This is a genomic window from Microcoleus sp. POL10_C6 (assembly GCF_036701585.1).
In the GTDB taxonomy this organism is placed as follows: Bacteria; Cyanobacteriota; Cyanobacteriia; order Cyanobacteriales; family Microcoleaceae; genus Microcoleus.
On record NZ_JAUBRB010000012.1, the window covers coordinates 46,143 to 67,354 of the forward strand.

At 45.4% G+C, this 21,212-nt stretch carries 12 protein-coding genes; 8 read left to right on the forward strand and 4 right to left on the reverse strand.

The window, feature by feature from the left end:
* Nucleotides 1-100: 100 nt before the first annotated feature.
* Nucleotides 101-5,491 (reverse strand): PAS domain S-box protein, encoded by a 5,391-nt coding sequence (locus tag QUA34_RS09170; protein ID WP_333385850.1) that lies wholly within the window; start codon nt 5,489-5,491, stop codon nt 101-103.
* A 1,372-nt stretch (nt 5,492-6,863) separates the two neighbouring features.
* A complete protein-coding gene (locus tag QUA34_RS09175; RefSeq protein WP_333323749.1) occupies nt 6,864-7,166 on the reverse strand; it encodes a hypothetical protein in 303 nt (100 codons plus the stop codon).
* A gap of 426 nt (nt 7,167-7,592) precedes the next feature.
* On the opposite strand from QUA34_RS09175, the gene QUA34_RS09180 reads away from it, so the two are divergent.
* The 5 genes from QUA34_RS09180 (at nt 7,593) to QUA34_RS09200 (ending at nt 14,834) form a co-directional block, all read left to right on the forward strand.
* Nucleotides 7,593-8,936: a nitrate/sulfonate/bicarbonate ABC transporter ATP-binding protein gene (locus QUA34_RS09180; RefSeq protein WP_333323748.1), complete on the forward strand. Its 1,344-nt coding sequence runs from the start codon at nt 7,593-7,595 to the stop codon at nt 8,934-8,936.
* A gap of 284 nt (nt 8,937-9,220) precedes the next feature.
* Nucleotides 9,221-10,957 (forward strand): ABC transporter permease subunit, encoded by a 1,737-nt coding sequence (locus QUA34_RS09185; RefSeq protein WP_333385853.1) that lies wholly within the window; start codon nt 9,221-9,223, stop codon nt 10,955-10,957.
* Between the two features lie 271 nt (nt 10,958-11,228).
* The gene (locus QUA34_RS09190; RefSeq protein WP_333385855.1) at nt 11,229-12,113 is read left to right on the forward strand and encodes an amino acid ABC transporter substrate-binding protein; all 885 of its coding nucleotides are present in this window, start codon (nt 11,229-11,231) and stop codon (nt 12,111-12,113) included.
* Between the two features lie 153 nt (nt 12,114-12,266).
* Nucleotides 12,267-13,664 (forward strand): magnesium transporter, encoded by a 1,398-nt coding sequence (mgtE, locus tag QUA34_RS09195; RefSeq protein ID WP_333385858.1) that lies wholly within the window; start codon nt 12,267-12,269, stop codon nt 13,662-13,664.
* A gap of 246 nt (nt 13,665-13,910) precedes the next feature.
* Nucleotides 13,911-14,834 carry a hypothetical protein gene (locus tag QUA34_RS09200; protein ID WP_333323741.1) on the forward strand — a complete coding sequence of 308 codons (924 nt, stop codon included), beginning with the start codon at nt 13,911-13,913 and terminating at the stop codon, nt 14,832-14,834.
* Nucleotides 14,835-15,151: 317 nt separating this feature from the next.
* Here QUA34_RS09200 and QUA34_RS09205 read toward each other — a convergent pair whose 3' ends face one another.
* Complete coding sequence (locus QUA34_RS09205; RefSeq protein WP_333323739.1) at nt 15,152-15,670, reverse strand: hypothetical protein; 519 nt, start codon at nt 15,668-15,670, stop codon at nt 15,152-15,154.
* Nucleotides 15,671-15,690: 20 nt separating this feature from the next.
* Complete coding sequence (locus tag QUA34_RS09210; RefSeq protein ID WP_333082516.1) at nt 15,691-16,773, reverse strand: ParM/StbA family protein; 1,083 nt, start codon at nt 16,771-16,773, stop codon at nt 15,691-15,693.
* A 405-nt stretch (nt 16,774-17,178) separates the two neighbouring features.
* Between QUA34_RS09210 and ftsH2 the strand changes: the two genes are divergently transcribed.
* The 3 genes from ftsH2 to QUA34_RS09225 all read left to right on the forward strand — a co-directional run bounded on the left by ftsH2 (nt 17,179) and on the right by QUA34_RS09225 (nt 21,123).
* Nucleotides 17,179-19,065 (forward strand): ATP-dependent zinc metalloprotease FtsH2, encoded by a 1,887-nt coding sequence (gene ftsH2 / locus QUA34_RS09215; RefSeq protein WP_333082514.1) that lies wholly within the window; start codon nt 17,179-17,181, stop codon nt 19,063-19,065.
* Between the two features lie 133 nt (nt 19,066-19,198).
* Nucleotides 19,199-19,609, forward strand: a complete 411-nt coding sequence (locus tag QUA34_RS09220; RefSeq protein WP_333385861.1) for a hypothetical protein — start codon at nt 19,199-19,201, stop codon at nt 19,607-19,609.
* Between the two features lie 224 nt (nt 19,610-19,833).
* Nucleotides 19,834-21,123, forward strand: coding sequence for an aminopeptidase P N-terminal domain-containing protein (locus QUA34_RS09225; RefSeq protein ID WP_333323733.1), 1,290 nt, complete (start codon nt 19,834-19,836; stop codon nt 21,121-21,123).
* Nucleotides 21,124-21,212: the final 89 nt, after the last annotated feature.

Below are 21,212 nucleotides of genomic sequence, written 5' to 3' on the forward strand. Positions count from 1 at the left end.
AAATTAAGAAGTTTTTTGCCAATTGCCAAGAATTAAATTTAATTCTTTTTAGCTGTTCCTAATTCCCTAGTCCTAATCAAACGTTTAACTGCACAACACCTTATAAATCCAATGGACGGATTCCACTTGGGAAATTACGTTGAATTAGATTAAGGATTTTCTCAAATTGATACTGGTTGGCGAGTTCGGTCAGATGAATACCGAATTGAGCGAGTTCTGAGGAAAGTTGAGCTACCAGTCCAACGATCGCAAAATCATCCCCACATAAAGCAGCATCTTCCAACTGAACCACCCATTCTTTTGGTAATGTCGCCAGAAGCATTGGATCGAGGGAATCAGAAACGGAAGAGGCAACGGAACAGAGATCAGAAGGAAAACAATCTGTTCCCCGTTCCCCTTTTTCTGTGTCCTCTTCCTCATATACATACTCTAAACCTAGGTATTCCCCCATCTTAAGAAATAGGGTCTGTTCCCGGAAGGGCTTGCTGATGTAGTCGTTGCAGCCAGCAGCCAAGGCTAGGGCGCGATCGCTCTGGGAAGCCTGGGCCGTAAGTGCAATAATGATACTCTTCTGTCCGTCTTCCATTGCCCGAATTTGCTTCGTAGCCTCGTATCCATCTAACACGGGCATCCGAATGTCCATCCAGGTGAGGTCGGGTTGCCATTGTTGCCAAATCTGCACCGCTTCCTGTCCGTTGGTAGCTTCTTTTACTTCTAATCCTAATTGTGTCAGTAATCTGACCATTAGCAAGCGATTTTCTGCTTGATCGTCAACCACCAAAATGCGATGATCCGCTTGACTCGGAGCCAGCCCAATCACGAGGCGATTATTCTCTTCGGGTGTAACATTAACTCCACTGATGGGGCTGACGGGAAGGGTAAAGGTGAAGGTACTGCCCTCTCCCAGAGTGCTGCTGACAGAAATTTCTCCGCCCATGAGTTCCAACAATTTGCGGCTAATGGTGAGACCTAGCCCAGTACCGCCGATCGATCGTCTCCCAGCTTGGGCTTGCACAAACGCATCGAAGATAGTATCGAGTTCGACCGATGCCATCCCTACACCTGTGTCAGCGACTACAAACTGGAGAATCGGCCGAGTTGTGGTTAATGCCCCTGTACCGTCCGCCTCAATGCTGACTTGCAAACTAATGCTTCCCCGATCGGTAAATTTGATGGCATTACTCAGCAGATTCAGCAAAACCTGGCGCAGTTTTTGAGCATCGACAAGCATAAATTGGGGAACTTCTGGCGCAATCTCGAAACAAAGGTCAAGTCCTTTAGAACTTGCTCGTTCCGCCAACATATTTCGGAGGGAATGCAGCAGCGCAATTAAGTCCAATCCGCTTTCTTCAACTGTGCAGTGTCCCGATTCAATTTTCGAGAGATCCAGCACATCGTTAATCAAACTCAAGAGGTGATCTCCACTGCGCCGAATTGTTTCCAGGTCTTGTTTTTGGTTGGGAGTTAGGGAGGGGTCATGGGTCATCACCTGAGCAAATCCTAGAATTACGTTGAGAGGAGTGCGTAATTCATGGCTCATATTGGCTAGGAAGGTACTTTTTGCCAAGTTCGCTGCTTCTGCTGCTTCCCTTGCGTGCTGCAGTGCCAATTCTTTTTGTTTGCGATCGCTAATATCTTGCCCAATGCCCAAAAAATGCCCGCTAGAAAGCCGCACGTTTGCCCAAGATGTCTCTAATTGCTGTCCGGTGGCGGTCAGTGTTTTCATATCTTGCCACTTGCCGGTTGCTGATAACATAAAGTTCCCGACATTTTGACGATCAACTGGGTCAGGATAACACTCAGCTAAGATATCTTTTTGCTGCCAATCTTCTAGGGACCAACCTAAAATGTTTTCAAATTCTGGGTTGAGCAATTCCATTTGACCTTGCCTGTTAAATAAAGCAATCATCACTGGGATATTATCGACGATCGCCTGAAACATCTCTTTCTGATAGCGCAGAGCTTCCTCTGCTTGTTGTCGAGCCGTAATATCTCGCAGAAAGGTAGTAAAAATAATTTCACCGCCGATTTCGATCTGGGAAATGGAAGCCTCAGCCGGAAATTCTGTGCCATCTTTGCGCCGTCCAAAAATGGCTCCTCGCTCTGCCATTTGCCTTGCATAGGAGCCATTGTGGGTATACTCGCTGATGTGCTGATGGTGAACTTCTGCAAAGCGCGAGGGCATCAACATCGCCAGGGGTTTCCCTAAAACTTCCTCAGCGGCGTAACCAAAAATTCGTTCTGCTCCTTTGTTAAACAGAGTAATTTGCTGATTGGTATTGATAGAAATAATCGCATCGCTGGCAATCTCTAAAATTCCTGCAAATCGCGATTGAGAGATGTGTAAGTCGATTTCGGCTTGTTTGCGTTCGGTGATATCCCGGCAGATACAGAAGTTCATCATCTCACCTTCTAATTCTACCCGATCCCAGCTAATTTCCACATCATAGACAGAACCATCTTTGCGGCGATGTCGCGTCTGAAACAGAGGAATAATCTCGTCTCTGAGGATGAAAAGCTGTAGTTCTTCTTTTGTCAATTGAGCATCCCAATCAAAGACACTCAGATTCAGGGTTTCTTCTAGGCTGTAACCTAGCATCCGCGCAAAACTGGGGCTGGCTTCGACGACTTTTCCGAGGCGATTCATGACCACAACACCATCCATTGAAGTGTTGAAAAGTGTTTTAGTCCGCAGGAGTTCCTGTTCTAGGGCAAGTTCGGCTTTTTTGCGATCGCTAATATCTTTCATGAAGCAGTAATGCCCCATAAATTGGTGCTGTTCGTCGTAAGTTGAAATCATCACCAATTGCTTATAAAAAACCGAACCATCTTTACGAACTCCTCTGGTTTCAACTTCAACCCTGCCCTCTTGCACCATCCGCCAATAAGCTGCAACCAGTTTTTTCAACTCATCGGGATCTACGGTTTTTTCCCAGGACATTCCGATCATTTCTTCTGGGTGATAGCCTGTCATGTCAGCATAAGCTTTATTCACATAGAGGTAACGCCCTTGTACATCCAGTTTGGAAATGCCGGACACCGCATTTTGCATTACCTCACTCATTTCTTTACGCTCTGCTTCTGCGTGTTTGCGATCGGTGATATCTTCTGAAAAACAAAGTAGGTACTGGGGCTGATGCTGCTCGTCGTAAATGGGAATCTTCACCGTATGCAGCCAACGTTTGCCCAGACTATGACTGTCAATGACTTCTTCAAGAATATCCTCAGTCTTACCTTTCTCAAAGGCTTCTCTATCCTTTTGGTCAAAAAAGATAGCCTGTTCAGTTGGGAAAAAATCATAGCCACTTTTGCCGATCGCTTTTTCGGCTGAGATGCCAAATAACCGTTCGCTGGTTTTATTCCAAAACTGAAATACGCCAAATTGTTTAGGCTGTGCGTCCTTAACAAAAATTGCGATCGGTAAATTATCCAGCAGTGCTTGTAAGAAATTGCGAGTGTTTTGGATGTCCTGCTCTACTTTTTTACGCTGGCTAATATCAATAAACGTAACTACTACTCGTTGGATTTGACCCTTTTGATCTAACTCAGGGTAGGCATTAACTAATACCCAAACACAACTATCACTTCTTTTTTTTATTCCTAAAACATAATTTTTGAGCGAACTTCCCGTGGATAAAACCTGATTCACGGGATATTGCTCTAGGGGCATAACGCTGCCATCTTCGCGTACCAAATGCAATCCCGGATCGCTCACGGTTTTTCCCAGTATTTGATCCATTGAAAACCCTAGTAATTCAGCAGCCGTTTCATTACATAATTGGACGCTGGTATCTGTCGCATGAATCACAAAACCCGCATTTAAGTTATCGATCAATTGCCGATATCTGGCTTCGCTTACCTGTAAAGCAACTTCAGCTTGCTTGCGCTCTGTAATGTCGGTGTGAGAGCCAGCCATCCGAATTACGTTACCTGCATCATCCCACAGCGCCTGACCGCGATCCAAAATCCATTTGTAGGAACCATCTTTGCAGCGAATGCGATGTTCTGTGATATAAAAAGGAGTTTTCTTGGCAAAATGATCTTGAACGGCTTGCATCACCCATCCCAAATCATCGGGATGTATCAAATTAACCCATTGGTCTAAAATGTTTGGGATTTCATGGTCTTCATAGCCCAGCATTTCCTTCCAGCGACTAGAAAAGAAGATCTCATTGGTTTGAACATTCCAATCCCAAATGCCGTCATTATTCCCGCGTACAGAAAGTTCCCAGCGTTCTTCACTTTCACGTAGTGCTGCTTCTGCTTGTTTGCGGTCAGCAATATTCCGGGCAATCTTTGAGGCTCCAATTATATTCCCTGTTTCGTCTTTAATGGGAGACACACTCATCGAGACATCGATTAATGTTCCATCTTTCCTCAGCCTCTTTGTATCGTAGTGTTCGATGCGTTCTCCTCGCTGGATTTTGGTGAGAACTTCGTTTTCCTCATCTCGATAGTCTGCGGGAATCAGTTTTCTCCCTGATTGCCCTACTATTTCGGTCGCTGTATAGCCAAAAATTGTTTCGGCTCCTACATTCCAACTTGTAACTACACCCTCTAAATCTTTGCTGATAATGGCATCTTCCGAAGATTCAACGATCGCAGCTAGTCGAGCGATCGCAATTTCTGCCTGTTGTCGCTGGTGAATTTCCCATTGCAACTGGCGATTGGCTTTTTTGAATTGATGGACTTCGCGATAACTAACTTGTGCGAGATACATGACCAAAATCAGCAGCCAAACTAAACTCAATCCCCCAATTAACACAACTGTTGGTAAATAAAATTTACCCTCTTTTACTAAATCTAAATTTGGATAAAGATCAACTCGCCACTCGGCACTATAGGCTCTTATTAAAACTGTTTTAAGAGGTAAACATTGAGACAAAAGCTCTTGACCGTAGATCAAATTCGTGTCATCATATATAGCCACCTTGTACCCAAATGGCACTTTTAAAATACTGTCAAATAGAGTTTTAAACTTAAAAACTCCGACAATAAACCCATCAAACCGCTCCCCTACAAATAAAGGAAAAGTTGCTAGAAATCCTTGACCCCCTTGAACGAGGGAAACATTGCGAGTTAACATAGGTTGACGCAAATCACGAGCCACTTGCAAAGTGATTTTGCGACGCATTTCCAGATTAAGATCTAGGTTTTGCGCTGCCTCATTCCCAGCCAGTGGCACAATCGATCGCACTTTAAATAATGGATCAACTAATGCGATCGCCTGATAACCGTAGAAATCCTTTACATAAGCCTCAGCATCGGCTTCCCAAAGATCCTTTGGTGTACCGCCATTGGCTTCCCAGCGATTCGCCATTTGCCGAAGTGTCAGCATCCGAATTGATAATTCTTCGGTCAGTTGTGACTGAATCGCATTGGCTTCCTGCTGAATTAACTGCTCAATGTGAATTTCTCCGTTGATGGTTAGCTGTTGCCACGTAAATAAAACAGCAAGAGAAGCCACCACACCAAGCAAAAGAGGTAGCAATCGTTTAAGTCGTGTTTGGCATAAACTTCTAATTACGTTGAGTCGAGGGATTACCATAAATTAAGCGATAGATAAATAGATCTGTATTCCCTTTCTTGGGCTAGAGTTGGGTAATTTAATGAGGCAATAAAAAAAAGTTTCGAGCGTGAAAACCAGTTAGGCATAAGACAATATCTAAACTTTATCTGCCTCAAGTGACCTATTAGATTCCACCGACAAAGAATGTTGTTCATTAAGCCCTAGCCCTCTAACTAGATTAAGAGAGGGCGATGAGCAATATCTGTTCAGATTGTAAATAGGTGTTGTTTGCCAACATTGGCGACAAAACCAGTAGATTTGATGCTGGCGAACGTGACGGAGCATTTGAGTCGAGCAGCAGGGGCAGTGTGTCATAAAGACCTATTTTTTAACTAAGGGGTACTTCACTCTTGTTGCAAAGTGCTGTAAGCTCGCTTGAAGCAACGATAACAAGACCCTACAGAAAAAAAATAAAGATTTGGTAAAGAAGATAAAATGGTTAAGGAAAAGATACAAGTTTAAACATTCCGTAATGCAATTAAGATTGCAGAGAATTTTTATCCCAAAATACGCAACTTGTAATGTTCCATCTGGTTTGTTATAATTCTACCCTATTCAGATGCAGCTTTTGAGATCCATTCCTACATAAAATGGTTTTCCTGTTCCCTGTTCCATGATTTGATATGAGAGTCTAAATCCCAGCCCAACACATTGGCAGTTTGAACAGAAACCATAGTTGGAGCGATAGGATTTATATCACTGCTGGTAGGTGATATGGACAGTTTTAATTAATTGTTAATGCGCGCGAGGTAATAAGTTGTCAAACCCCTTATTGCCCCAAACTTCTTTGTGTGTATAACCCGTGAAGGTGAATAAGAAAGAATTTAGGTAGTTAACATTTCGCGATCAATCGAGGGGGACGACGCTCAACTGCACCTTATCCAATAGCGATCGCCAGCTTCCTTATTGATGATAGCTGATCGCATGGGCAAAGCAATTTGGTTATCGGTTCGGCTTTGCGATTTTGGCTGTGCCAGCTTTTTTGGGGGTGACAGTGCTGTTGGTACTTCAGCGAACCTATCTCCCTCCCTGCGATTTTGAAGCAGGAGGGTTAAAAATTAAAGGGGAAGGGTGATCGAGATGTTTTGGGTTTATTTAGATACTTTAGGGCTGATTGGTGATGGCTATGAGGATTTTCCCTTCATTCCCTTTAACCCTACCTAAAAACGAATATAAGCCTCGGACTCCTGTGGTGGAAAGATACAAATTTTAGACTTTTGTTGCTGCTCCCAGATTAATCTGTGGAGTACATCTAAAATCTCACATCCTTCGACTGAGCGCTCACACCGAAGTCTCACATCTCAACTTGACTGATTTTCACCGAAGCGCAATCACATTTGACAGCTAGATTCCTATATTTTACCCTTGGGCGATGGGGAGTGACGCGATCGCAGCCCGGATTTTTGGGTGGCAAGTTCGATCGCCTCGGCATTTGGGCCATGATGTTTGCAGTGATTTTTTCTTCACTGTTTGCCCCATTGGTATTGTTGGGAAATGGGCATAGGGAATTGCTAGGAATGACTTTATAGGGTATAGGTATGGGAGTCCAGGAATCGATTTTGAAAGCCGCCGTAGCTCGACTCGTGCCTGCAAACAAAAGAGGTTCCGCCTATGGGATCTTTAACACAGGCTATGGCTGATCGTGATTTCTGGGCAGTTGGGCGATGATAATTGTTTACGAGCGCTCAATTACTTAGCCGGTTATATTTTCAGTTGCGCTCCAACTCGCTATTTTTCCAGTCTTGTTTCTGGTGAAAAAGCGATCACCTGTCACAGAAAATTGACTGAATACTCGCCAGTCATACCATTTTTGATTTTCGATTGAGAATGACAGACTGCATCATGGTTAAGGCTTTTCGGCAGTTGCTTATTTTACAAAACTGGTATCAATTAGCCATTATCAGTTATCAGTTTGCCAGAGTTTTTAACTACTGACTACTGACTGCGGACTACTAACTACTAACTACTGACTACTGACTACTGACTAATAACTAAACTCAAACAAAAGATAGGAGGTTTAATTGTGGTAGTTAAAACAGCAACAGAGGGTCTCATCACCTTAGAAGGAGTTAGCAAGGTTTACCAGCAGCCCAACGGTCAAAAAATCTCTATCTTAGAGTCAATTAGTTTAGAGATCCGAGCGGGCGAAATAGTAGCTTTACTAGGCCCCTCCGGTTCAGGAAAATCAACATTAATGCGGATGATTGCCGGACTTATCCCGCCCAGCAACGGTCAAGTTCTCTACCACAATCGTCCTTTAGTCGGCTTAAATCCTGGGGTGGCAATTGTATTTCAAAACTTTGCCCTTTATCCCTGGCTGACCGTACTAGAAAATGTAGAATTAGGCTTAAAAGCTAAAGGAGAATTGGCCGAACCGCGCCTGCAAAAAGCCTTGCGAATGATTGATATTATTGGTTTAGACGGATTTGAAAATGCTTATCCGAAAGAACTTTCCGGCGGAATGCGGCAGCGGGTGGGATTTGCTAGAGCTTTGGCGGTAGAACCCGAATTGCTTTGTATGGATGAACCGTTTTCAGCTTTAGACGTGCTGACGGCAGAAAACTTGCGGTTTGAGTTATTAGATTTGTGGCTGGAAAAAAAGATTCCGACTCAAGCTGTGTTAATCGTAACTCACGGGATTGAGGAAGCGGTAATTTTAGCCGATCGCGTTGTAGTCTTGGGCCGCAACCCGGGGCGAATTCGCGCCGAATTGACGGTGACTTTGCCGCATTACCGCGATCGTAAAACTCCCGAATTTCAAGCTCTGGTAGACCAAGTTTACAAAATTCTCACCAATCCCGACTTGAGCTATGAAACAGTAACTGCACCGCCTGAAAGTGTCGCTACTGTGTCTCAACCTCAACCCGCTCAAAGCGCTAAATACCAATCTCTGCCGCAGGTGCGAACCGGTGCGATCGCAGGTCTGTTGGAACTCTTGGAAGACCGAAAGGAGCAGGATCTCTACCGCCTCGGTCAAGAATTAATGTTAGAGGTTGACGACATTTTGCCGATCGTGGAAGCAGCAAAATTAATGGAATTTCTGGTAATTCAAGAAGGCGACCTCCTTTTAACTCCAGTTGGCATTGAGTTTATTGCCGGCGGCATTGACCAGCGCAAACAAATTGTTCGCACCCAAATTCTCAGCAATATTCGCCTCGTACAGCAAATTTATCGAATGCTTCAGGTCAAGCGCAATCACCGCATTTCTGAAGAGTTGATTTTGGATATTCTCGAAGCCCACTTTAGCCCCAAAGAAGCAATGCGGCAATTGAAAACTGCTATTGACTGGGGTCGCTATGCAGAGTTATACAGTTACGATGAGCCAGGGGGCGAAATCTTCTTAGAATCTGAAGATAAACCTGAGTAGTTATTTGTTAGTTGTTTGTTGTTATTTGTTATTTATTGGTGTCTTAGTCTTGTTCCCAAGCTCTGCCTGGGTGGGAATACATACCCGGAGGCTCGGCCTCCAATAACTAATAACTAATAACTAATAACTCATGCCCGATGCCCCATGCTCGATGCCCCATGCAAGCCAATTTTCGATTTTCGATGGCTGATTTTAGATTCAAGTTACTAATCAATTCTTCAATCTAAAATCTAAAATCTAAAATCTAAAATTGCCCGATGCCCCATTACCAATAACTACTTCTTATGACCAGACCTCTAACACCAGCCAATAAAACTTTAGAAAGGTCAGCTTGGACTTGGCAAGATGGTTTGCTGATTCTAGCAATCTTCTCTCTAATTTTGGCAATTGTCCAAACAGCTTCTCAATTCAGCAGTGACTACAACCCAAATTTCAAAATTGAGACCACCCTAAAGGTCTTGCCAGAATATACAGCCCAGACTCTTTTACGCATGGCAGCCGCCTATTTTTTATCGCTGCTGTTTACCCTAGTTTATGCTTATTCTGCTTACCGTTTTCCCCTGGCTGCGAAAATTTTAATTCCCTTGTTAGACATTTTGCAGTCGATTCCTGTTTTATCTTTTTTGCCGGGAGTTGTTTTAGCGCTAGTCACTTTATTTCCCGGTCAAAGAATTGGCGTAGAACTTGCATCAATTATCTTAATCTTTACTGGGATGACGTGGAATATGACCTTTAGTTTCTATCAGTCGCTTTCCGGGATTCCGAAAGAACTTAAGGAAGCTGCTCAAGTTTATCGGCTCAATGCTTGGCAGCAGTTCTGGACATTAGAATTGCCTGCTGGGGCGATCGGACTGGTGTGGAATAGCGTCATGTCAGTGGCGGGCGGCTGGTTCTTTTTGATTGCGATCGAATCTTTTACATTGGGGGAGAAAAACTTTAATTTGCCCGGACTAGGTTCCTATTTGGGCAAGGCAGCCAATGAAGGCAATTTTGGGGCGATCGGCTGGGGTTTAGCAGTCTTAATTGGGGTGATTATAGCCATAGACTTTTTCATCTGGCAGCCTTTGATTGCTTGGGTAGAAAAGTTTAAATATCAAGCGGTGGAAGCTACCAATGTACCGCAGTCAAATGTGTTAGATTTTTTCAGGCGATCGGCGACACTGCGGGTTTTCAAGTCGCGTATTTCGCCGATCGGTGACAGTCTTGAGGTCGGTTTGGCCAGAGCTTTTGCACCTGTTAATTTCCCAACAAATTCCAGACAAAAAAGCCGCATCGGAAATTGGATAAATTGGATATTTGTTAGCGGGTTTGCCGTCATTGTGCTTTGGGGAACTTGGGAAGCAGTGCTGCTGCTGCGATTGCTGAATTTGTCTGACTGGCAAAAAGTCATGACAGGTGCATTTTTCACAGCTTTGCGCGTCATTTGCGCGCTATTTTTATCGCTGTTGTGGACAGTGCCGGTCGGAGTGGCGATCGGTCGAAATCCGCGTTTAGCTCAAATTTTGCAACCATTAGTACAAATAGCAGCATCTGTACCGGCAACTGCTTTATTTCCCGTATTGCTACTAGCTTTAATTCACGCTGGAGGCGGCTTGCAAATTGGTTCTGTGGCGCTGATGATGTTGGGTACAATGTGGTATTTGCTGTTTAATGTTATTGCGGGCGCTCAAGCCATACCTTCGGAGTTATTTGAAGCTGCACAAGTTTACAAACTATCCCTAATCCAGCGCTGGCAAACTTTAATTTTGCCGGGAATTTTTCCCTACTTAATCACAGGAATTATTACAGCAGTTGGCGGTGCTTGGAATGCAAGTATTGTCAGCGAGTACGTGCAGTTTAAAGGTCAAATTGTTACGACAGAGGGTTTGGGAGAAACTATTTCTCAGGCTACGGCATCTGGGAATTTTCCCTTGCTGTTGGCTGCTACTTCTGTGATGTCGTTGTTGGTTGTATTGACTAACCGTTTGGTGTGGCGACCACTTTACCGTTTGGCACAAGAAAAATATCAATTGTTGGTTTGATTCGGGTAAAATAGGACTGCAATATAGAAGCCAAAGCTGAGCGAAAGCGGCCGTCAATTCTCGGCTCTGGCGACTTAATTAAAGCAGGCGATACTTTTCTGCTGCCAAACCCCCGAAACTTAATTTTAGACAGTGCTGGTTGAAGTTAGCCGATCGCACCACCAAAAATACGAGGCTCACCCAAAATACAAGCACCCAAATATATTGACAATATGGTTTTTTTGCGTATCATATTAAAAACCCGTAAAATATCTATTCGGATGCTCAACGAATGAAATCAACGCTAACCAAGAAAAACCTCAAACTCGCAGCATTTACAGCTATATTTTCGATATTATTTCCTGCTGCTTTACCTACAGTTGCTTCAGCCCAGACAGCACTGGAAGAAATTCGGCAAACCGGCATTCTCAAAGTTGGCATCCGAAAAGATGCCCCTCCCTTTGGCTACTTAGAAGGTGAAAAATGGCAAGGAGTTTGCATGGAAGGCTTAGAACTTTTTCGAGCTGACTTAGAAAAAAAATTAAATCGCTCCATCCGCTTAGAAAAAGTAGAAACAGATCTAAACGAATCAGCGGAAAAAGGGCGCTTCCGCAGCGTAACCAGCAAGCGCGCTCACCTAGAATGCGGGCCTAATACAATTCTAAAAAATCCCCCCAGCGGGATTGCATATTCACTGCCTTTTTTATACAGCGGCACTTATCTGTTAGTCAAGCCAGAAAACAGACTGAGAGTCAACCCTTCAGGATTCCTGCAAGACGTGACCATTGGCGTGCTAAGCGGTTCTGTTACCCAACAATTCATTGCAGGCCGATATCAACTAGCCAACCAGCGAATTTATGAAGGTATCGGGGGCAGACAGTCGGGTGTAAAAGATGCGGTATCCGGAGCAATCGATGCCTTCGCTAGCGACGGAATGCTGTTAGTAGGAGAAGCGCTGAGACAGGGTTTAACTCCAAACCAATATTCTGTTATACCGGAGCAGCCTTTAACCTGCATTTCTTACGGCATGATTCTACCAGCAAGCGATACTGAATGGAAAGAAACAGTCAATAATTTTATTCGCAATCAAAGTTCGACGAACCTGTTGGAAAAAGTGCTCGGACGCAATTCTCCTTTTCTACCGATGAGTGTCGCCGATCAAGATAAATGTATTTGATCCCAAATCAGGCAAGGTGCTCGGCGCGCACCAGAAGAATAGGGGTGAGGTGCGGATCTTGTCAGGGCAAGTCTGATCACTGCAACCAGTGGCGTCAATACGCTCTAAACTGGATTCAGGAAGGCGCGCAGCACAGGTTTAGGAGGGTCATCAGTGACAGAAAAAAGTTATCAATCGTCTTCTCTACCCACCTACGCGCGAAAAGAACTGCGGGAATTAGTTCGATCGCAGTTAAGGGCCCTGTTGGAAGAAGGAGACTTTAAAGGAGCAAAAGCGATTTTGCACCCGGTGCAGGAAGCAGACATAGCTGAAGCTATCGAAGGCCTGCCAGAAACCATGCAAGTAATAGCTTTCCGCTTGCTTTCCAAAGACGAAGCAATCGCAGTTTACGAATATCTCGACTCCAGCGTTCAGCAGTCCCTCTGCGAAAAATTCAAACGCCAAGAAGTCATTGACATTGTAGACAAAATGTCCCCGGACGATCGAGCTAAACTCTTTGACGAACTGCCGGCAATATTAGTCCGTCGCCTGTTGGGTGAATTGAGCCCGACGGAACGGGAAGCTACGGCTCAACTTTTGGGTTACGAAGCCAGTACCGCCGGTCGGATTATGACCCCGGAATACATTTCTCTGAAAGAAAGCTTTACCGTCGCCCAAGCTTTAGACCGAATTCGCTCTTTGGCTAAAACTACCGAAACAATTTATTCTCTTTACGTCACCGACGCCGGACGCAGCTTGACCGGTATTTTATCTTTGCGGGATTTAGTCACTTCCCCCCTCGACAAAACTGTCGGCGAAATTATGACCCGCGAAGTAGTTTCTGTTCAAACAGGAACGGATCAAGAAGAAGTCGCTAGGCTGATCCAGCGTTACGATTTTTTAGCTGTGCCCGTTGTAGACCGCGAACAGCGGCTGGTCGGGATCATTACAGTTGACGACGCGATCGACATTTTAGAACAAGAAGCAGCCAAAGATATTTATACCTTGGGCGGCGTCCAGTCCGGCGGCGACAATTATTTTCAGACCGACTTAATCACTGTTGCCCGGAAAAGAGTCGTGTGGCTGTTTGTTCTGCTTTTAACTAATACTGTCACCGGCGCAATTATTAGAGCTCAAGAAGATATTTTGAACCAAGTAGTCGCCTTAGCAGCTTTTATTCCCCTGCTGACTGGCACTGGAGGCAATGTCGGAGCTCAGTCCTCAACAGTTGTAATTCGCGGTTTGAACACTGATGAAATTACAGCAATGGGGCCGTTTCAAGTAATTGTTCGCGAGGGGATGGCGGGAGCGCTGCTAGGAGCTATATTGGGGACTGTAGCGACGGGCTGGGCTTATACTTTGCAAGGGAGTTTACCAGTGGCACTCGCGGTGGGAGTGAGTTTGTTTGCGATCGCAATTTTAGCTTCTCTTGCCGGTTCAGCTCTGCCGTTTCTATTTCGTTCTTTGGGTTTAGACCCGGCTTTAATGTCTGCTCCTTTTATTACCACCGCAGTTGATGTCCTCGGGGTCTTGATTTATTTCACTTTAGCTCGACAAATTTTGCAGCTTTAATATATTTAATTACATGGCTGTGAATAAAAAACTTAATCTGTTTTTCACCACTGCTAAATTCGGGGTTTACGTGCGATTACATACCGGATATCTGCCATCGCGCGTACTTTATTTTTATCCGCATACTTGTACCACTTGAAAAAAATAATGCAACTATAAGCCCGTGCTCTAAACTCCGAGCTTCATCAGTCATTCCCAATCTAAAATCTACAATCTAAAATCTAAAATCTAAAATGGTATTAGCCTATGTCATCATCCAATTCACCAACGAAAATCCAAAATCCCAGGTCCAGCAATTTGTTAGAAACTGCTGAAGTGGTTTTTATTGCTGCCTCTGCTGTGGGATTGGCTGCTAGCTTGGTTTGGGAACAGAGCGTTTATGCTCAAGTGCCTGTAGTGATTGCGTTGGTGTTGAATTTTGTGAATCGGCAGAAGCTGCACAGGCAAGTTAAAGCAAGTACGGCGGCCACGTTCGATCGCGTAAATCAACAAGCAGCTACTACCGATCGCGCGATCGAGCAATTGCAACTTGCTGTAAATGCTTTAGACGAAGCTCTTGCTCAAACATCTCGCGAAAATCTCAATGTTGCGCCTGGAGAAAACGTACACTCTCTAATTTCAGCCATTGAGAACCTGCGCCAGCGACTAATAATTTTAGAAAAAACTATTAAAATGATTCAAAGCGAGATCGAACTCACCAGCCGCCAATTCAAACAGCGACCGGAGTTGCAACAAGTCGAAACTTTGACAACAATAATTCTGGACTTGCAGCAGTTTATCAACGAACTGCCGCAGTGGGGAAATTTGCAGCAGCGGCAGCTAACAGAACTTCAGCAAAAAGTAGACAATGCTTTGGCGGAACTCTCAGAAGAAATTGCTGTGATTCCCAACCGGGTCCAAGAAGCGCTAGCTAGTCGCGGTGGGGAAATTAACCCACAGCTTGGTTCTGGTTTGAATGCCGAGCAAAAGAATGGTTATCGACCTAAAACCCAGAATGAGAAAATTCGCCAGAAATATCCCAGAGCTTATGTCAAGTGGAGTCAGGATGAAGACGAGAATTTGAAAAAAGAATATGCTAGCGGTCAACAAATTGGCGAATTAGCTCAGAGATTTCAGCGACAGCCTAGTGCCATTCGTTCGCGATTACAAAAATTAGGATTAATCAAATAATTGTAATTGGTAATTGGTAATTGGTAATTGGTAATACCATTTCTCTAAAATCGTGCAACACTCTTCGACCGCCCCTAGCCCCCCCGCTGCATTGCGGGGGGACAAGAATACTGTTGCATTCTTTTTTAAAATTGGTATAACCACAGAAAACAGACAACAGACAACAGTCAAAAGTCAACGGACAACGGACAAATAACAAAGCGATCGCCCTTTTTTTTCAAAAGAGCGATCGCTTTGTTTCTGTATTCAGTACCTGCTGCCAACAGCGGGTCACCAACATCACATCTCAAGGCTTTTTAGCCTTGGTCTACCTCATTTTAGAAATCTTGGGGTAACAAAGAACTTAAACGCTCCAACAAAGGATCGGAATTCCGAGGAGGAACAACTTCAGCATCAGACACTACATTATCATCCGCAACAGACTCAGACTCAATCGGGCCAGGCTCTACTACTTTTGAAACTGGGGCAAAAGAAACTTGAGCAAACTTACTGTTAACACTCCCCTGCAACTGATCCAACTGCGCGCTGAGTTGACTAAGGTGATGTTCCAGTCCCTCCAAACGGCTTAATTCCTCTGCCGAAACATTGTGTTCAAACTCAGAAAATTTGACCACAAGTTCAGCAATACGCTGTTCCAACCGCTGAAAGCTCTGTGTAGAGCTAGCAGACTCAGATACAGACAAAAACTGCCACAAAGCTTGCTTGCAGAGATTGCTGAAAGTCTGATACTTCGTGAAAGCCAACTCTTTTTCAATAGCGGCCAGCAAAGTTTGATCCGCAGCATCTTCCGTAAACGCCACGGAGAAATTCGCCTTATTTTTTGCCCACAGTGCCATAGGGTTCAAGCCTTAATGCGTTACTTTATCGTGGCTAGCTGAGCCTCAGCATAAATAAACTGTCCCAAAGCATTAGCTTTCCGAGAAGGCTGAGCCAAGTGAGCCTTAAGATTGGCGTCTTTAAGCAAAGGTTGCAAAACCTCCCAGAAAAACTCGCCGCCACCGCCAGTCAGAACCACATCCGTCACACGTTCGGGCAGCCACTGCACCAAACGTTCGGACAGTTCGTTAGCGAAAGCCTCCCGCAAATCCTTAATAATCGGATCTAAATTAGTCGGCTTAGTCGCTCCTCTGGGACGGTAGAAACGCTGGCCTTCGGGTTTATTCACCGCTTCCAGTAAAGACAGAGATTGAGGGTCTGCCCCCGGAATCTTTGAGGCAACTTGTTCGTAGAACTTGTTCATTGCGAAGGAATCGCTCTTTGAAGCCGCCCGGGCGAACCGGAAACGATCGACCATTAACAAATCGGTAGTTTGGTGTCCGATATCAACAACAGCCACCGACAGTTCCGGCAATTCCGGCGTAAACTCCTTGTTATCTTGAGCCTCGCACCAAATCAGGCTGCCGAACCCTTCCGGCATCACCCAAACGTGACTGATATTAATATCCACACGCTCGCCCCGGTACACCACAACGTGGGGAGAGCGCAGTTGGCTGATAATCTCTTCCTTTTCCTTCTCAAACTGATCCTGCGAATAAAACGGCAAACCCAGCACAACTGCTATTTCGCCCTTCATCTGGAAATATCCTGCACAGGAAAAGACCTTAACCAAAGCATCTACTACTTTCGACTGGTCAGCGCCACCGAGATTAGCGCCAAAATCTGCCGCCAATTGACCTATAGCGTAACCCCTGCCCTGGTACTCCAGCCACATATCCAACAGAGGGTCTGTTGCTTTGGACTCAAAGCTGCCACCCCGCACCTTTTCCACGGGCATAGTAGCCACGTTGGCAGGGATGAAAACAACGCTACTTGGGTTGCGACTCACGCAAGCTTTAGTTGCCGTCCGACCCAAATCAGCACTAATAATCGATTTGTTAGAAGCGACTTTAGTCTGCTGGGTCAGCATAGCCGAATTAGGAACAAGCTGTCTAGTTGTCATTGAAATGTATTACCTCACTGAGCCTCACCATTATCATGCCTTATCCCTTGACACTGCCACGCTTAAAGACAGTGGGTGAAAGCGGCGATTCTTCTAACTCTACCTAGATCGGTATCGAAATCAGCACCAAACATTATATTCGGGACGATCGCCCTTAATGGATTTTAGATTTTAGATTTTAGATTTTAGATTTTAGAGGCGACAACAGGGGCCGCGGTCCGGGGGCTTGTACCCTGGATGGTTTCGGTCGAGGAGTATTCTCGATCGATCGCGGCAATACGGCCTGTTGCCTGAGAGTGCATTGTTAAGTTAAATTTAGTTAAGATTCTGAGTGTAAACTTTTGTCGCACTTCTCCCACACCGCGATCTTACCCGATCTGTCCCCAATTCAAGGCATCCTCATTTATGAAAATTTCTTGGCGAACTATACTACTTTGGACTTTACCCGCCTTAGTCATCGGCTTTTTCTTGTGGCAGGGGGCCTTTGCCCCATCCCCCGCAGAAATGAGCAAGAACACCGCCAGCACCCGCCTGAGCTACGGTCGATTCTTAGATTACTTAAACGCCGGTCGAGTGACCAGCGTTGACCTTTACGACGGAGGTCGGACGGCTATTGTCCTAGCAGTCGATCCCGAACTGGACAATCACGAGCAGCGGTGGCGGGTAGACTTGCCCTCAAATGCCCCGGAACTGGTTTCTAGGCTCAGAGACTCAAAAATCAGCTTCGACACTCACCCACTACGCAACGACGGTGCTGTCTGGGGACTTTTAGGCAATCTAGTATTTCCCCTGTTGTTAGTAGGAGGCCTGTTTTTCCTCTTCCGCCGCGGTGGCAACGTTCCCGGCGGCCCTGGCCAAGCCATGAATTTTGGCAAATCCAAAGCTCGCTTTCAAATGGAAGCTAAAACAGGCGTACTGTTCGACGACGTAGCAGGCGTTGAGGAAGCCAAAGAAGAACTTCAAGAAGTGGTGACATTCCTCAAAAAACCCGAACGCTTCACCGCAGTCGGGGCGAAGATTCCCAAAGGCGTCCTGCTAGTGGGCCCTCCCGGAACCGGTAAAACCCTGCTGGCAAAAGCGATCGCAGGCGAAGCTGGCGTGCCTTTCTTCAGCATCTCCGGTTCGGAATTTGTTGAAATGTTCGTCGGTGTCGGCGCTTCCCGCGTTCGGGACTTGTTCAAGAAAGCTAAAGAAAATGCTCCTTGCATCATCTTTATCGATGAAATCGATGCAGTGGGCCGCCAGCGTGGCGCCGGTATCGGTGGCGGTAACGACGAACGGGAACAAACCCTGAACCAGTTGCTGACCGAAATGGACGGTTTTGAGGGCAATACTGGCATTATCATCATTGCTGCCACCAACCGCCCCGACGTGCTCGACTCAGCACTGCTGCGTCCGGGACGTTTTGACCGCCAAGTTAGCGTAGATACGCCGGATATCAAAGGCCGCTTGGAAATTTTGGAAGTTCACGCGCGCAACAAGAAGCTGTCTCCAGAGATTTCTTTGGACGCTATCGCCCGCCGCACTCCTGGTTTTACCGGCGCTGATTTGGCTAACTTGCTCAACGAAGCTGCTATTTTAACCGCCCGCCGCCGCAAAGAAGCGATTACGATGCTCGAAGTTGACGATGCAGTCGATCGCGTGGTAGCAGGTATGGAAGGCACTCCCTTGGTGGACAGCAAGAGCAAGCGCTTGATTGCTTACCACGAAATCGGCCACGCGATCGTCGGTACAATCATTCAAGCCCACGATCCAGTTCAAAAAGTTACCTTAGTTCCTCGCGGACAGGCCCGCGGCTTGACTTGGTTCATGCCCAGCGAAGACCAAGGTTTGATTTCTCGATCGCAAATTTTAGCCCGGATTAGCGGTGCTTTAGGTGGCCGCGCAGCCGAAGAAGTAGTTTTTGGCGATGCCGAAGTAACCACCGGTGCCGGCAACGATTTGCAGCAAGTAAGCGGCATGGCGCGGCAAATGGTGACTCGCTACGGGATGTCTACCTTGGGCCCGATCGCCCTGGAAGCTCAGCAAAGCGAAATTTTCCTCGGCCGCGACTACACAGCGCGATCGGAATATTCCGAAGAAATAGCCTCTCGGATTGACGGACAAGTTCGATCGATTGTCGATCATTGCTACGACGACGCCCGCCGAATTATTCGCGAAAATCGCACTGTGATCGATCGCTTAGTCGATTTGTTAATTGAAAAAGAAACCATCGACGGCGAAGAGTTGCGCCTAATCGTCTCTGAATACACTTTTGTTCCTGAAAAAGAACAATACGTTCCTCAGCTTTAAGACTTGTTTAAAAATTAGGGACACGGCCTTGCTGTGTCTTTAAAAAGTAGGGACGCAAGACTATTGCCACGTCCCTACTTTTTTATTAAACTGTCAATAATATTAAACCGCCCCTAAACGCCAATTAACGCAGATGAATACTACATTTGCCATACATACTAAGAATCTGTCATATTTTTTAATAGCAACTTGGATATTTTTTTCACTCAATACTTTGAGCGCCCGCGCCGAAAAATCAAGATGTTTTGTAGATATTTGCATCGACTCCAGCAGCGTTGAATTAAGCAAATCCGATATTCCCGGTGCTCCCTCTTATCCAGTCAGAACTATTTTAGGAACTCAAAAGTTTAGGAACCAGAAATTGTTGGCGCAAATGGAAGTCAACTGCCAGCAGCGACAGTTTAGAACCGTCCGAGTTAGCGAAGATGGCGAAAATTGGTCGAATTTCGATCCGAGATGGACTTTAGTCGATCGCAACTCATCTTTGTCTCGGCTAGTTGACTATACTTGTAAATTGGCGATCGCAGAACAAGAGAATAAATAAGTAGAAAAAAAACACAGAGTAACTATATCTTCAACCCTTAGCTTGCGGGTTGTGCCTGTGTTCCCGTAAACTCAGCGGCTTAAACCGCCGAGTGTTAATATTAAAATCAATCTAAAATCTAAAATCGGATGAGTGTTAATATTAAATTCCATCTAAAATCTAAAATCTAAAATCGGATGAGTGTTAATATTAAATTCCATCTAAAATCTAAAATCTAAAATCGGATGACAAACCCCACAGAGTATCGGCAAAGACGCGAACAATTAATGGCAAAAATTGGCAGCGGGACAGCCATATTTCGCAGCGCGCCCGCAGCCGTCATGCACAACGATGTAGAATACGCATACCGACAAGATAGCGATTTTTTCTACTTAACCGGTTTCAATGAAGCTGCGGCGGTAGCAGTGCTCGCGCCGCACCACGAAGAACACAAGTTTGTTTTGTTTGTGCAGCCAAAAGACTTGGAAAAAGAAACTTGGCATGGTTATCGCGCCGGAGTAGAAGGCGCTAAAGAATTGTACGGCGCGGATGAAGCTTTCCCCATTGCCGAACTTGCGGAAAAATTGCCGAAATATTTAGAAAAAGCCGATCGCATATACTATCACTTCGGGCGCGATCGTACTTTCAACCAAACAGTCCTCAATCACTGGCAGCGCTTGATGGCAACCTACCCGAAACGCGGCACAGGCCCCACAGCAATCGAAGATTCCAACATCATTTTACACCCGATGCGGCTGGTGAAAAGCGAAACAGAATTAGCATTAATGCGAAAAGCCGCTAATATCTCAGTTGCAGCGCACAACCGCGCCCAAGAATTCGCCAAACCGGGCAGATACGAATATGAAATTCAAGCGGAAATAGAACATACTTTTGGCTTAAATGGCTGCACTCCCGCTTACCCTTCAATTGTTGCATCAGGTTACAATTCCTGCGTCCTCCACTACATCGAAAACAACCGCCAAATGCAGGAAAACGATTTGTTGCTAATAGATGCTGGTTGTGCCTGCGGGTACTACAACGCCGATATTACTCGCACCTTTCCTGTTAGCGGCAAATTTACAGCCGAACAACAGATAATTTATGACTTAGTTTTGCAAGCACAATTGCAGGCAATTAGTCAAGTATATCCCGGAAATCCTTACAGCAAAATTCATGAAACAGCGGTGCGCGTTTTGGTGGAAGGTTTAATGGATTTAAAACTTTTGGTGGGGGACATTGAAGAGATAATTAAAGAAGAGAAATACAAGCCATTTTATATGCACCGCACTGGTCATTGGCTGGGATTGGATGTGCACGATGTCGGGGTTTATCAGTACGGCGAAAATCCGCAAGTTTTGCAGGCAGGACAAGTGCTGACGGTGGAACCGGGGATTTATATTTCTCCTTATATTAAACCCGTTGAAGGACAGCCGGAGGTTCCTGAAAAATGGCGCGGTATTGGCGTGAGAATTGAAGATGATGTTTTGGTGACATTGGAAAGTCATGAAGTCTTGACGGCGGGAGTTCCTAAATAAAGGAAAAGTAGAAGGCTTTGGGCAGAAGTCAAGAAAGATTGATTAATTAAGTTAGCAGTGAAGGCTTGAGCTTTGTTAGTATTGGCTTG

Bases quoted from the DNA above. Each gene is read 5' to 3' on its own strand.
- QUA34_RS09185 (WP_333385853.1), top strand. From the start codon at position 9,221: ATGACCAGACCTCTAACACCAGCCAATAAAACTTTAGAAAGGTCAGCT.
- QUA34_RS09190 (WP_333385855.1), top strand. From the start codon at position 11,229: ATGAAATCAACGCTAACCAAGAAAAACCTCAAACTCGCAGCATTTACA.
- QUA34_RS09200 (WP_333323741.1), top strand. From the start codon at position 13,911: ATGTCATCATCCAATTCACCAACGAAAATCCAAAATCCCAGGTCCAGC.
- QUA34_RS09205 (WP_333323739.1), bottom strand. From the start codon at position 15,670: ATGGCACTGTGGGCAAAAAATAAGGCGAATTTCTCCGTGGCGTTTACG.
- QUA34_RS09210 (WP_333082516.1), bottom strand. From the start codon at position 16,773: ATGACAACTAGACAGCTTGTTCCTAATTCGGCTATGCTGACCCAGCAG.
- ftsH2 (WP_333082514.1), top strand. From the start codon at position 17,179: ATGAAAATTTCTTGGCGAACTATACTACTTTGGACTTTACCCGCCTTA.
- QUA34_RS09220 (WP_333385861.1), top strand. From the start codon at position 19,199: ATGAATACTACATTTGCCATACATACTAAGAATCTGTCATATTTTTTA.
- QUA34_RS09225 (WP_333323733.1), top strand. From the start codon at position 19,834: ATGACAAACCCCACAGAGTATCGGCAAAGACGCGAACAATTAATGGCA.